General features: G+C 72.9%; 2 protein-coding genes. Both read right to left on the bottom strand.

Annotated features, from left to right (window positions below; all coding sequences use genetic code 11):
- The coding region (locus ACWDRR_RS42780; RefSeq protein ID WP_449777745.1) for a type I polyketide synthase at positions 1–10409 on the bottom strand (10409 nt) is incomplete at its 3' end.
- Positions 10410–10463: 54 nt separating this feature from the next.
- The coding region (locus tag ACWDRR_RS42775) for a type I polyketide synthase (RefSeq protein ID WP_449777744.1) at positions 10464–15724 on the bottom strand (5261 nt) is incomplete at its 5' end.

Here is a 15724-nt window from a genome sequence, read left to right as displayed (position 1 = left end):
TTCGACGGCTCGTCCACGTGGAGCGTCCGCGGAAGCACACCCTCCCGCATCGCCATCACCATCTTGATCACACCCGCCACACCGGCAGCCGCCTGCGTGTGACCGACGTTCGACTTCACCGACCCCAGCCACAGCGGCAGCTCGGCGTCACGGTCGCGGCCGTAGGTCGCCAGCAGCGCCTGCGCCTCGATCGGGTCACCCAACCGGGTGCCCGTCCCGTGCGCCTCCACCGCGTCGACGTCCGCGCCCGTCAGCCGGGCGCCGGCCAGCGCCTGGCGGATCACCCGCTGCTGCGACGGACCGTTCGGCGCCGTCAGACCATTGGACGCACCGTCCTGGTTGACCGCCGAACCCCGCACCACCGCCAGCACCTTGTGCCCGTTGGCCACCGCGTCCGACAGCCGCTCCACGAGCAGCATGCCGACACCCTCGCCCCAGCCCGTGCCGTCCGCCGCATCCGCGAACGCCTTGCACCGGCCGTCCACCGCGAGACCGCGCTGACGCGAGAACTCGACGAAGGTCGCCGGAGTGGACATCACGGTCACACCGCCGACCAGTGCCATCGAGCACTCGCCCGACCGCAGCGCCTGCGCCGCCAGATGGAGCGCCACCAGCGACGACGAACACGCCGTGTCCACCGTCACCGCCGGCCCCTCCAGCCCGAACACGTACGACACCCGGCCCGACATCACACTGGCCGCATTGCCGATGCCGAGATGGCCGTCTCCGCCGTCGGCGGTGCGGGTCAGCAGCGAGGCGTAGTCCTGGCCGTTGGTGCCGGTGAACACACCGGTGGCGCTGCCCTTCAGCGAGGCCGGGTCGATGCCGGCCCGCTCGAACACCTCCCAGGACGTCTCCAGCAGCAGCCGCTGCTGCGGGTCCATCGCCAGCGCCTCACGCGGCGAGATCCCGAAGAACGTCGAGTCGAACTCGCCGATGTCGCCGAGGAAGGCGCCTTCCCGGACGTAGAGCTTCCCTGCGGCCGCGGGATCCGGGTCGTAGAGCCCGTCCACGTCCCAACCGCGGTCGGCGGGGAACGGGCCGACCGCGTCCACGCCCTCGGCCAGCAGCCGCCAGAAGTCCTCGGGGGACCGCACACCGCCGGGGAACCGGCAGCTCATGCCGACGATCGCGATCGGCTCGTCCGTGGCCGCGAGCGGGGCCGCCGGGGCGTGCTGCGCCTGCTGTCCTCCGAGCAGTTCGAAGGACAGGTACTCGGCCAGGTCGGCGGGCGTCGGATGGTCGAAGACGAGAGTGGCGGGCAGGTTCAGGCCGGTGGCGGCGTTCAGCCGGTTCCGCAGCTCCACAGCCGTCAGCGAGTCGAAGCCCGCCTGCTTGAAGGCGCGTTCCGGGTCGACGGCGGCCACCGAGGTGTGTCCCAGCACCGCCGCGGCGTGTGCGCGGACCTCGGCCGTCAGGAGCTCGACCCCCTCGGCCGTCCCGAGACCGCCGAGCCGCTGCACCAGTGACGATCCCGCGTGCGCCGACACGTCGGCGGCACGCTCACGAAGGTCCCGGACCTCGGGGACGTCGCTGACCAGTGAATCGGCACCCGCCGCCGCCAGAACCGGCAGCAGGCGCGTCCAGTCGAGGTCCGCGACGACCACCGCGGTCTCGCGACGGTCGAGCGCCGCCTGGAGGGAGGCGATCGCCGGTTCCACTCCCATCGGCGTCACTCCGCTGCGTCGGATCCGGCCGCTCGCCGCGTCCCCGGCCGCCGCCATGCCGCCGCCGTCCCACGCGCCCCAGGCGACTGCCGTCGCGGTGAGACCGTGCGCCCGGCGGTAGTGCGCCAGGGCGTCCAGGTAGGCGTTGGCAGCCGCGTAGTTGGCCTGGCCGGCGGCGCCGACGACACCCGCCAGCGAGGAGAACAGCACGAACGCCGACAGGTCGAGGTGCGCCGTGAGTTCGTGGAGGTGCCAGGCCGCCGTGGCCTTCGGCCCCAGGACCCGCGCGAAGCTCGCGGGGGTCAGGGAGTCGAGCACACCGTCGTCCACGATGCCCGCGACGTGCATCACGGCGGTGAGCGGTCGCTCGGCGGGGATCCCGGCCAACAGGCGTTCGACGGCCGCGCGGTCCGCGACGTCGCACGCGACGACCGACACACTCGCGCCGAGTTCCGTCAGCTCTGCCCGCAGCGCGGCGGCCTCCGGAGCGTCGGGGCCCCTGCGGCTGGTCAGCAGCAGGTGTTCCGCGCCGCAGCGTGCCAACCACCTGGCGACCTGCGCGCCCAGCGCGCCCGTGCCGCCGGTGATCAGCGTGGTGCCGCTCGGCCGCCAGGCCGCTTCCGGCCGCACGGCTCCTCCGGCCCGCGTCAGCCGTCGGGCATGGACACCCGCCTGCCGCAGCGCGACCGCCTGCTCGTTCGATCCGGCCACCACTCCGACCAGCTGCTCGACGCACCGTGCGTCCACCGAGGCGGGAAGGTCGATCAGCCCGCCCCACCGTTCCGGGTACTCCTGCGCGGCAGCGGCGCCGAGTCCCCAGAGCTGGGCATGCGCCGGCCTGGTCACCGGATCCGTCGCGTCGACGGACACCGCCCCCTGGGTCAGCACCCACAGGCGTCCTGTGACACCCGCATCGTCCAGGGCCTGGAGAAGCAGGACCGTTTCGACCAGGCCCGGCCCCGTACCGCCGCCACTCGGCTCCTCCGCCGCCAGCGCGAGCAGCGAGAGAACACCGCTCACCTCACCGCCGACCGCCAGCCGGTCCGCAAGGGTCTGCCGGTCGACGCCGGGCCCGTCGAGGTATACGGGGAGGACGTCGGCACCGTGAGCACGCAGTACGTCGATGAACAGTTCGGCGGACGGACTGTCCGCCGAGGCGACGACCAGCCAGCGTCCGGTCAGCACCGCCGACGGCGGCGGGGTGGCGATCGTCCAGGTGATCCGGTAGCGCCAGTGGTCGGTCGCGGACTGCTCGCGCACCCGCTGCCGGTACGAGGACAGCACCGGCAGAGCCGCGCCCAGCGTCTCCGCCTGCTCCTCGTCGACGCCCAGCGCCGCACTCAGACCGGCAAGATCACCGCGCTCCACCACCTCCCAGAACCGGCCGTCCACCGCATCCGACGACAGCCGCTCGGAGGCCTCCAGCCAGTAGCGACGGCGCTGGAACGCGTACGTCGGCAGATCGACCCGGCGCGCACCCGTGCCCTCGAACAGGGCAGGCCAAGCGACCGGGGTGCCGGTGGCGTGCAGACGAGCCACGGCCTCGACCACGGCACGGGCCTGGTCACGGTCCTTCCGCAGGGCCGGCACCACGGCGCGTGCCGGACCGTCCTGCGGCAGACACTCCGCCACCATCCCCGCCAGCACCGCGTCCGGACCGACCTCCAGGAACGTCCCCGCGCCAAGGTCCAGCATCGTCGCGACGGCATCAGCGAAACGCACCGCCTCACGGACCTGACGCACCCAGTACGCCGGATCCGTCCACAGCTCCGACTCCGCGCGGCCCGTCACCGTCGACACCAGGGCGACCGTCGGCTCGCGCAGGTCCAGGCCCGCCACGACCGCGCCGAACTCCTCCAGCATCGGATCCATCAGACCCGAATGGAACGCATGACTTACCGTCAGAGCCTTGGTGCGGAAGCCACGCTCGACGAGCGTCGCCGTCACCGCCAGGACCTGCTGCTCGTGCCCCGAGAGAACGAGCGACGTGGGGCCGTTGACCGCCGCCAGCCACACACCCTCCGTGCCCGCCAGCAGCTCCCGCACCACCTCCTCGGGCGCGCCGACCGCCACCATCGCGCCACCCGCGGGCAGCGCCTCCATCAACCGCCCACGGGCCACGACGAGCGCGCACGCGTCCTGCAGGGACAGCACGCCCGCCACATGAGCAGCGGCGATCTCCCCGACCGAGTGACCCGCCAGCACACCCGCGGACACACCCCACGACTCGAACAGCCGGAACAGGGCGACCTCGAGGGCGAAGATCGCGGGCTGCGCGAAACCGGTGCGGTGAACCGACTCGTCCGACGGCAGATCCACCCCCAGCTCCGCACACACCTCCCCATACGCCTGGGCGAACACCGGGAACATCTCGCTCAGTTCACGGCCCATCCCCGGCCACTGCGAACCCTGACCCGAGAACACCACCCCCAGCCGACCCGCCACCACGGTCGAGATATCCGCCGACCCCGACGCCAAGTCATCCAGGCGGGAGAGGATTTCGTCACGATCGGCCGCGACCACGGCCGCACGCTGCTCGAACACCGAACGCGACGTCACCAGCGAGAACGCCGCATCCAGCTCCCGCACCTCACCCCCGCGCAGCCGCTCCAGCAGCGCGGCAGCCTGACCCCGCACCGCATCCTCGGACTTGCCCGACAGCACCAGCGGCACCACCGGAAGTTCGACGACCTCCTCGACCGCCACCTCGACCGGCGCCTCCGCCTGCTCCAGGATCACGTGCGCGTTCGTCCCACTGATCCCGAAGGAGGACACCGCCGAACGACGCACCCGCCCCGCCTCCGGCCAGGCACGCGACTCCGTCAGCAGCTCCACCGCACCCGCCGACCAGTCGACATACGGCGACGGCTCGTCCACGTGCAGCGTCCGCGGAAGCACACCCTCCCGCATCGCCATCACCATCTTGATCACACCCGCCACACCGGCAGCCGCCTGCGTGTGACCGACGTTCGACTTCACCGACCCCAACCACAGCGGCTCGTCCGCCGAACGGTCGCGGCCGTAGGTCGCCAGCAGCGCCTGCGCCTCGATCGGGTCACCCAACCGGGTGCCCGTCCCGTGCGCCTCCACCGCGTCCACATCACCGGGCGTCAGCCGCGCGTTGGCCAGCGCCTGGCGGATCACCCGCTGCTGCGACGGACCGTTCGGTGCCATCAGACCGTTCGACGCACCGTCCTGGTTCACCGCCGAACCCCGCACCACCGCCAGCACCTTGTGCCCGTTCGCCACCGCGTCCGACAGCCGCTCCAGCACCAGGACGCCGACGCCCTCCGCCGAGCCGAACCCGTCGGCGGCCGCGGCGAACGCCTTGCACCGGCCGTCGGGGGCCAGCGCCTTCTGGCGGCTGAACTCGGCGAACATCGCCGGGGCGGCCATGACTGCCACACCGCCGGCGAGCGCGAGGTCGCACTCGCCCGACCGCAGCGCCTGCGCCGCCAGGTGCAGCGCCACCAGCGACGACGAACACGCCGTGTCCACCGTCACCGCCGGCCCCTCCAGACCCAGGCTGTAGGCGACCCGGCCGGAGGCGACGCTGGCGGTGTTGCCGGCCAGCAGGTAGCCCTCGAACTCTGCCGGGGCGTCCTGGAGCCGGGCGGCGTAGTCCTGGTAGGTGAGTCCGAAGAACACCCCGGTCGGGCTGCCCGCCAGCGAGGCCGGGTCGACGCCGGCCCGCTCGAAGGCCTCCCAGGAGGTCTCCAGCAGCAGCCGCTGCTGCGGGTCCAGGGCCTGGGCCTCGCGCGGGGAGATGCCGAAGAACTCGGCGTCGAAGTCGGCCACGTCGTGCAGGAAGCCGCCGCTGCGCGTGTACGAGGTGCCGGGCCGCCCCAACTCGGGGTCGTAGATGCCCTCGATGTCCCACCCGCGGTTCGTCGGGAACCCGGAGATGGCGTCGTTCTCGGCCAGCACCAGGCGCCACAGGTCCTCGGGCGACCGCACGCCGCCCGGGTAGCGGCAGCTCATCGCGACGATCGCGATCGGGTCGTCCTCGACCGGCGTCGCAACGGGCGTCCCGGTCCGGTCGTCCGCGTGCGTGGCCCCCGCCAGCTCGCCGAGCAGGTAGCGGCTCAGGGCGGCAGCGGTGGGGTGGTCGAAGATCAGCGTCGCGGGCAGACGCACACCCGTGGCGGCACTGAGCCGGTTCCGCAGCTCCACGCCCGTCACCGAGTCGAATCCGGCGTTCCTGAACGGTGCGTTGAGCTCGACCTGGTCGGCCGAGCCGTGGCCCAGCACGGTCGCCACCTGGCCGCGCACCAGGTCGTGGAGGGTCCGCTCGCGCTCCGCGTGCGGCATGTCGCGCAGCCGCCGCGCCAGCGGCGAACCCGGTTCCGTCGCCGTCTCGTCCTGCCCGGCGCCGGCCGCCACCAGGGCCCGGACCTCGGCGATGTCCCTGATCAGGGGCCGCGGGCGGGACGAGGTGTAGACCAGGAAGTACCGCTCCCAGTCCAGGTCGGTGATGATCAGGCGCGTCTCGTCGCGATCCAGCGCCTGGCCCAGGGCGTGCGTGGCCGACTCGGGTGCCATCTCCAGCAGACCGTGGCGGTGGAGCAGGTCCCGCGCCACGCCGGCGGCCATGCCGCCACCGCCCCAGGCGCCCCAGGCGATCGACGTGGCGACCAGGCCATGCTGGCGGCGCCACTGGGCGAAGGCGTCCAGGAAGGCGTTTCCGGGCGCGTAGTTGCTGTGGCCCGGGCTGCCGAACTCGCCCGAGAAGGAGGAGAACAGGACGAACGCGGAGAGGTCGAGCTCCCGGGTGAGCTCGTGCAGGTGCACCGCCGCCCCGGCCTTCACCTGCAGCACGCGCTGCATCTGATCGAGCGTCAGTTCGGTCACGGCCGAGTCCTCCAGGACTGCGGCGGTGTGGATGACGGCGGTGAGCGGCACGTCGGCGGGGATCTCCCCGAGCAGGTGCGCGAGGGCCGCACGGTCTCCGACGTCGCAGCGTGCGACCGTCGCCCTGGTGCCCGAAGCCGCGAGTTCCTCGACGAGTTCGCGAGCGCCGGGCGCATCCGGACCGCCACGGCTCACCAGCAGCAGGTGCTCGGCGCCCCGGCGGGCCAGCCAGCGCGCGATCTGGCCGCCGAGGGCCCCGGTTCCCCCCGTCACCAGGGTGGTACCGGTCGGCCGCCAGGACCGGAGGACCGGCGTCTGCTCGCCGGGGGCCCGGACCACACGCCGGGCGAACGACCCGGACCCGCGGACCGCCACCTGGTCCTCGCCGTCCAGACCGGCCAGCACCGACGCCAGCCGTCGCGCCCCGGTCTCATCGGCGGTCCCGGGCAGATCGATCAGCCCACCCCAGCGCTCCGGCCGCTCCAGGGCGAGCACCAGGCCGAGACCCCACACCTGAGCCTGCTCAGGGCTGCTGAGGACATCCCCGGGGCCCGTCGACACGGCACCCGCGGTGACGCACCAGATCGGCGCCTCCACCTCGCTGTCGACCATTCCCTGGAACAGGGCCACGGTCGCCGCCAGCCCACCGCCCACGGCCGGAGCCCCGGCACACGGCCGGGCGGCGACGGCCAGCAGTGACAGCACACCCGTGACCTCACGGTCGGCGGCGGCCTCGGCGAGCACCCGTGCGTAGTACTCCCGGTCCGCACGCTCCGCATCGGCCTCGACGACGACCACCTCCGCACCGCGCGCCGTCAGCGCGTCCCCGCAGAGCTGCGCCCAACCGTGCCGACCGGACTCGCCCGCCGGCGCGACCAGCAGCCACCTGCCGTCCATCCGACCGGTGCCGGCATCGGAGACGGGCGTCCAGGTGGTCCGGTAGCGCCACCCGTCGACCACCGAGTCCTCCCGCACCTGCCGGCGCCACGACGACAGAGCCGGAAGGAGCGCACCCAGCGACTCCTCCTGCACGCCGTCCAGCCCCAGCACATCCGAAACGGACGCCACGTCCGCCTGCTCGACCGCACGCCAGAACTCTTCGTCCACCGGGTCGGTCGGAGCGGTGTCGTCGCGCAGCGGTGCCTCCAGCCAGTAGCGCTGGTGTTGGAAGGCGTAGGTCGGCAGGTCGACGCGGCGCGCGCCGGTGCCTTCGAAGAGGGTGGGCCAGCCGACCGGGGCACCGTGGACGAACGCCTGCGCCAACGAAGCCATGAGCCGCGCCGCACCGCCCTCGCCCCGGCGCAGGGTACCGACCGCGACCGCCGTGGTGTCGGGGCCGGCCTCGCCGATGACCTCCTCGATCGCCGGGACCAACACCGGGTGGGGGCTGGCCTCCACGAACAGGCCATGACCGAGCGCGAGGAGCCCCTCGACGCCGGCGCGGAACTCCACCGTCCGCCGCAGGTTGGTGTACCAGTACCCGGCGTCCAGTGCGGCCGTGTCCAGGAAGCCGCCCGTCACGGTCGACCAGAAGGGGATGCTGCCGGAGACCGGGGTGATCCCGGCCAAGTCCCGTGCCAGGCCGGCTTCCAGGCCCTCGACCATGTGCGAGTGCGAGGCGTAGTCCACCGGGATCCGCCGCACCCGCACCCCACGACCCTCACACCAGGTGGTGAACGCCTCCAGCGGCCCGGCGGGGCCGGACACAACCGTCGAAGCCACCCCGTTCACCGCGGCCACCGACACCTGACCGCCGGCCCACTCCTCCAACAGGCCCCGCACACCGTCGGCGCCCACGGCCACCGACACCATGCCGCCCGAACCCGCCAGGTCCCGCGCGATCGCCCGCGAACGCAGCACGACCACCCGAGCGCCGTCCTCCAACGACAGACCACCCGCGACGACCGCGGCGGCGATCTCACCCTGCGAGTGGCCCAGCACCGCCGCCGGAACCACCCCGAACGAACGCCACACCTCCGCCAGGGACACCATCACCGCCCACAGCACCGGCTGCACCACATCCACCCGGCCCAGCCACGCCTCGTCGTCCGAGCGCACGACCCCGCTCAGCGACCAGTCCACCAACCCGTCCAGCGCCCGCTCGCACTCCGCCATCCGCGACGCGAACACCGGCGAGGAGTCCAGCAGTTCACCCGCCATCCCCAGCCACTGCGAACCCTGACCCGGGAACACGAACACCACACCACCGGCAGCACCCGCGCCGGCAATCAGGCCACCGGAGTGCGGCTCACCCGAAACCACCGACCCCAGACCGGCCAGCAGCTCCTCACGGTCCCCGGCCACCACCACCGCCCGGTGCCCGAACACCGAACGAGACGTCGCCAGCGAGTACGCCGCATCCAGGACACCCAGCCCCGGATCCGTACCGAACCGCTCCAGCAGCGCAGTGGCCTGCGCCCGCACCGCCGCCTCGGACTTGCCGGACAGCACCAGCGGCACCACCGGCAGTTCGACGGCCTCCTCGACCGCCACCTCGACCGGCGCCTCCGCCTGCTCCAGGATCACGTGCGCGTTCGTCCCGCTCACACCGAACGACGACACCGCCGAACGACGCACCCGACCCGTCTCCGGCCAGGCCTGACGATCAGTCAACAGCCGAACGGAGCCCGCCGCCCAGTCGACCTCCTTCGACGGCTCGTCCACGTGCAGCGTCCGCGGGAGCACACCCTCCCGCATCGCCATCACCATCTTGATCACACCACCCACACCGGCGGCAGCCTGCGCGTGGCCGATGTTCGACTTCAACGACCCCAGCCACAGCGGTTCCTCCGCCGCCCGCTCCCGGCCGTAGGTCGCCAGCAGCGCCTGCGCCTCGATCGGGTCACCCAGCCGGGTCCCCGTCCCGTGCGCCTCCACCGCGTCGACATGCTGCGCGGGCAGACCCGCGTCCACCAGGGCGTCACGGATCAGCTGTTGCTGGGCCGGGCCGTTGGGGGCCGTCAGACCGTTGGACGCACCGTCCTGGTTCACCGCCGAACCCCGCACCACGGCAAGCACCTTGTGGCCGTTCGCCACCGCGTCCGACAGCCGCTCCACCAGCAGCATGCCCGCGCCCTCGGCCCAGCCCGTGCCGTCCGCCGCGTCCGCGAACGCCTTGCACCGGCCGTCGGCGGAGAGGCCGCGCTGGCGGCTGAACTCGATGAACGTCCTCGGCGTGGACATCACCGTCACACCGCCGACCAGCGCCATCGAGCACTCGCCCCTGCGCAGCGCCTGCGCCGCCAGGTGCAGCGCCACCAGCGACGACGAACACGCCGTGTCCACCGTCACCGCCGGCCCCTCCAGGCCGAACACGTACGACACCCGGCCCGACGCGACGCTGCCCGCGCTCCCGCTGCTCAGGTAGGCCTCGATGTCCTCGGGCGACGTCTCGAACCGGGACGCGTAGTCGTGGTACATCACACCGGCGAACACGCCCGTCCGGCTGCCCCGGACCGACACCGGGTCGATGCCGGCCCGCTCGAAGGCCTCCCAGGCGGTTTCCAGCAACAGCCGCTGCTGCGGGTCCATCGCCAGCGCCTCACGCGGCGAGATCCCGAAGAACGCCGGGTCGAACTCCGCCGCCTCGTGCAGGAAACCACCCTCACGGGCGTAGAACGTGCCCGCGTGCTCGGGGTCGGCGTGATACAGCCGTTCGAGGTCCCAGCCGCGATCGGTGGGGAACCCGGAGACGGCGTCCACGCCGTTCGCGACGAGGTTCCAGAGGTCTTCCGGCGAGCGGACACCGCCCGGGTAGCGGCAGCTCATCCCCACGATCGCGATCGGCTCCCGCGCCCGCTCCTCCGTCACGCGCAGGCGGTGCTTGACCTCGCGCAGGTCGGTGGTGACCCGCTTGAGGTAGTCCCGGAGCTTCTCCTCGGTCGATTGCATGAAAGTTCTCCTGCTCGCGGCGGTCGGTAAGGTCGGTGGGGGCGGGCTAAGTCGTCAGGAGAGCCCGAGCTCCTTGTCAATCAGCGCGAACATCTCGTCGTCCGTGGCCGTCGCCATCTCGATCTCGTCGCCGCCGTCGACCCTGCTCGTCGCGGCCTTCCACTCGGCGAGCAGGGCTTCGAGGCGCGTGGTGATCTGCACGCGCTCCGCCTCGCTCGCCTCCAGGGCGACGAGGTCGCCCTGGAGGAGGTCGAGCCGGCCGAGAACGGGCATCGAGTCGGTGTCCTCGTCCAGCAGCTGTGCCCGCACGTGGTCGGCGATCTCCCGGGGGGTCGGGAAGTCGAAGACCAGCGTGGCCGGAAGGCGCAGCCCGGTCGCCTTGTTCAGTCGGTTGCGCAGCTCCACGGCGGTCAGGGAGTCGAAGCCGAGCTCCTTGAACGCCTGGTCGGCCGACACGGAGTCGGTCGGGGCATAGCCGAGCACGCCGGCGGCGTGGCGGCGGACCTCCTCCAGCACGATCAGCTCGTGCCGGCTCGCGGGAGCGGCGGCCAGTTGCTCCGCCAGCGACCTGGCGGCGGCCGTCCCCGGGAGCGTGCCGGCGGCGCGCGGCACGGTGGCCGGCGCCAGGTCGCGGAGGACCGCCGGCAGCGGTTCCTGCTCGTCGGAGCGCTGCCGAAGTGCCGCGGTGTTCAGCCTCGCCGGGACCACGACGGTCTCGTCCGTGGACAGCGCGGCGTCGAGCAGGGCGAGGCCGTCGTCGGCGGGGAGCGGGGCGACGCCGATCCGGCCGAGCCGCATCAGGTCGGACCGGTCCAGGTGACCGGTCATGCCGCCCGGCTCTTCCCAGAGGCCCCAGGCCAGGGAGGAGCCGGCGAGGCCCCGGGCGCGCCGCTGCTGCGCGAGTGCGTCGAGGAACGCGTTGGCGGCGGCGTAGTTGGCCTGGCCCGCCACCCCCGCGGTTCCGACGAGGGAGGAGAAGAGGACGAACGCGGCGAGGTCGGTCCCCCGGGTCAGCTCGTCCAGGTGGATCGCGGCGTCCACCTTCGGGCGGAACACCCGACCGATCCGCTCGTGCGTCAGCGCGGCGAGGATTCCGTCGTCCAGCAGTCCGGCGGCGTGCACCACGACGGTGAGCGGGTGCTCCGCGGGGATTCCCGCGAGCAGGTCCGCCACGGCCGTCCGGTCCGCCGCGTCGCAGGCGACCACGGCCACCTCTGCGCCCAACCCTGCCAGTTCGTCGACCAGTTCGGCCGCTCCGGGGGTGTCCGGTCCGCGGCGGCCGGTCAGCACCAGGTGGCGCGCGCCGTGCGCGGACACCAGGTGCCGCGCCACCAGCGCGCCGAGCGTGCCGACACCGCCGGTGATCAGCACCGTTCCGTTCCGGTCGAAGGCGAAGGGCTCGCTCTCCTCGGGGCGTTCGTGCCGGACCAGCCGGGGAACGTGCACTCCGCCGTTGCGGAGGGCCAGTTGGGGCTCATCGGCGAGCACTGCCGCCGCGAGCGTGTCGAGCGAGGCCGTGCTGTCGTCGACGTCCAGCAGCACGAACTGGCCCGGGTTCTCGCTCTGCGCGGAGCGGATGAGCCCCCACACGGCGGCCCGGGTCGGGTCCGGTTCGGTGTCGTCGGGCCCGACCGCGACCGCCCCGCGCGTGACCAGTACCAGCTTGGCCCCGGCCAGGCGTTCCTCGGCCAGCCAGGACTGCACGAGATCGAGGGCCCGTTGCACGGCGTCGCGGGCGGTCGCCGCCCGGTCGGTGCCGCTCGCGACCGTGCACAGCGCGAGGACGGTGTCCGGTACGGGTGCGCCGCGGTCGAGGCCCGTGCACAGGTCGGCGAGATCCGGGTGGCCGGACACCTGCCGGCCGGCCTTCTCCAGCGTGGACGCGATTCCGGGCTCGTCCGCCCCCAGCACCGCCCAGTGACCGGATGTGCCAGGCGTTCCCACCAGGTCCGGGGCCACGGTCACGGTCGGCCAGTCCAGCCGGAGGAGCGTGTCCTGGCCACTCCCGCCAGCGCCTGCGAGCCGACTGGCCGCCACGGCCCGGATCGCGAGCGATTCGGCGGCCGCCACCACCCTGCCCGTGCTGTCGCTCGCCAGGATCGACACGTCCTCGGTGCGGTTCAACCGCAGGCTGACGCGAAGCTCCGACGCACCGCCCGTTCCCAGCCGTACCCCGTTCCAGGAGAACGGCAGCCGGACGGACGACGCGTCCGCGATCAGGACCTCGGGGCCGAGGGCGTGCAGCGCCGCGTCCAGGAGTGCCGGGTGCAGACCGTACGCGGGCGCGTCGGCCCGCAGCGCCTCGGGGAGCTCCACCTCGGCGAAGATCTCGTCGTCGCGGCGCCACGCCGCGCGCAGCCCACGGAACGACGGCCCGTACTCGAGGCCGTGGAGTCCCAGCCGGTGGTAGAGCTCGTCGACGTCGACGGGTGCGGCACCGGCCGGCGGCCACACCGCGGGTCCCTCGACGGGCGCCTTGTCCCCGGCCGGAGCCAGCAGACCGCTCGCGTGGGTGGTCCACGGTTCCGTGTCACCCGCGCTACCGTCGGGCCGGGAGTAGATGCGAACCGCTCGCCTGCCGGTGTCGTCGGGCTCACCGAGCGACAACTGCATGCGCGTTCCGCTGCCTTCCCCGAGGACGAGCGGCGCCGCGAGGGTGAGCTCCTCGAGGTCCGGACAGCCGAGTCGGCGTCCGGCGTGCAGGGCGAGTTCCACGAGTGCCGTGCCCGGGACGATGCCGACGCCGAACACCGTGTGGTCCGCGAGCCAGGGCTGGGAGGACAGGGACAGCCGCCCGGTGAACAGCGCCCCCGCTCCGTCGGCCAGTTCCACCAGGGCGCCGACCAACGGGTGGTCGCCCGAGCGGAGACCGAGATCGGCCGCGTCGCTCACGCTGCTCGGCGCCTCCAGCCAGTAGCGCTGGTGCTGGAAAGCGTAGGTCGGCAGGTCGACGCGGCGCGCGCCGGTGCCTTCGAAGAGGGTGGGCCAGCCGACCGGGGCGCCGTGGACGAACGCCTGCGCCAACGAGGCTATGAGCCGCGCCGCGCCGCCCTCGCCCCGGCGCAGGGTGCCGACCGCGACCGCCGTGGTGTCGGGGCCGGCCTCGCCGATGACCTCCTCGATCGCCGGGACCAGCACCGGATGGGGGCTGGCCTCCACGAACAGGCCGTGGCCGAGTGCGAGAAGCCCCTCCACGCCGGCGCGGAACTCCACCGTCCGACGCAGGTTGGTGTACCAGTAGCCGGCGTCGAGTGCGGAAGTGTCGAGGAAGTCGCCCGTCACGGTCGACCAGAAGGGGACGGTGCCGGAGACCGGGGTGATCCCGGCCAAGTCACGCGCCAAACCGGCTTCCAGGCCCTCGACCATGTGCGAGTGCGAGGCGTAGTCCACCGGGATCCGCCGCACCCGAACCGCACGACCCTCACACCAGCTGGTGAACGCCTCCAGCGGCTCCGCCGGGCCGGACACCACCGTCGAAGCCACCCCGTTCACCGCGGCCACCGACACCTGTCCGCCGGCCCACTCCTCCAACAGGCCCCGCACACCGTCGGCGCCCACGGCCACCGACACCATGCCGCCCGAACCGGCCAGGTCCCGTGCGATCGCCCGCGAGCGAAGCACGACCACCCGAGCGCCGTCCTCCAACGACAGACCACCCGCCACCACGGCAGCGGCGATCTCACCCTGCGAGTGACCCAGCACCGCCGCCGGCTGGACCCCGAACGAACGCCACACCTCCGCCAGGGACACCATCACCGCCCACAACACCGGCTGCACCACATCCACCCGACCCAGCCACGCCTCGTCGTCCGAGCGCACGATCCCGCTCAGCGACCAGTCCACCAGCCCGCCCAGCGCCCGCTCGCACTCCGCCATCCGCGACGCGAACACCGCCGAGGAGTCCAGCAGCTCACCCGCCATCCCCAACCACTGCGAACCCTGACCCGGGAACACGAACACCACACCACCGGCAGCACCCGACCCCGCAACCGACCCGGCCGAAACCAGACCACCGGAGGCCAACTCACCCAGACCGGTCAGCAGTTCGCCGCGCTCCTCGGCCATCACCACCGCCCGGTGCCCGAACACCGAACGCGAGGTCGCCAGCGAGAACGCCGCATCCAGCTCCCGCACCTCACCCCCGCGCAGCCGCTCCAGCAGCGCGGCAGCCTGGCCCCGCACCGCCGCCTCGGACTTGCCGGACAGCACCAGCGGCACCACCGGGAGTTCGACGGCCTCCTCGACCGGCACCTCGACCGGCGCCTCGGCCTGCTCCAGGATCACGTGCGCGTTCGTCCCGCTCACACCGAACGACGACACCGCCGAACGCCGCACCCGACCCGTCTCCGGCCAGGACTGACGATCAGTCAACAGCTGAACGGAGCCCGCCGACCAGTCCACCTCACGAGACGGCTCGTCGACGTGGAGTGTCTGCGGAAGCACACCCTCCCGCATCGCCATGACCATCTTGATCACACCACCCACACCGGCAGCCGCCTGCGTGTGACCGATGTTCGACTTCAACGACCCCAGCCACAGCGGTTCCTCCGCCGCCCGCTCCCGGCCGTACGTCGCCAACAGCGCCTGCGCCTCGATCGGATCCCCCAACCGGGTCCCCGTCCCGTGCGCCTCCACCGCGTCCACATCACCGGCCGACAGCCGCGCGTTCGCCAACGCCTGGCGGATCACCCGCTGCTGCGACGGACCGTTCGGCGCCGTCAGACCATTGGACGCACCGTCCTGGTTCACCGCCGAACCCCGCACCACTGCAAGCACCTTGTGGCCGTTCGCCACCGCGTCCGACAGCCGCTCCACGAGCAGCATGCCCGCGCCCTCGGCCCAGCCCGTGCCGTCGGCAGCGCTGGAGAAGGCCTTGCACCGACCGTCCGCCGCGAGACCGCGCTGACGCGAGAACTCGACGAAGGTCGCCGGAGTGGACATCACGGTGACACCGCCGACCAGTGCCATCGAGCACTCGCCCGACCGCAGCGCCTGCGCCGCCAGGTGCAGCGCCACCAACGACGACGAACACGCCGTGTCCACCGTCACCGCCGGACCCTCCAGCCCGAACACGTACGACACCCGGCCCGACGCGACGCTGCCCGCACTGCCGTTGCCGAGGTAGCCCTCGAAGCCGTCCGGGATGTTCGTCAGCCGCGTCGCGTAGTCGTGGTACATCACACCGGCGAACACGCCCGTCCGGCTGCCCCGGACCGACACCGGGTCGATGCCGGCCCGCTCGAAGGCCTCCCAGGACGTCTCCAGCAGCAGCCGCTGCTGCGGGTCCATCGCCAGCGCCTCACGCGGCGAGATCC

It is taken from the genome of Kitasatospora sp. NPDC003701, assembly GCF_053587085.1.
This window is presented reverse-complemented; position numbering and strand designations above follow the sequence as displayed.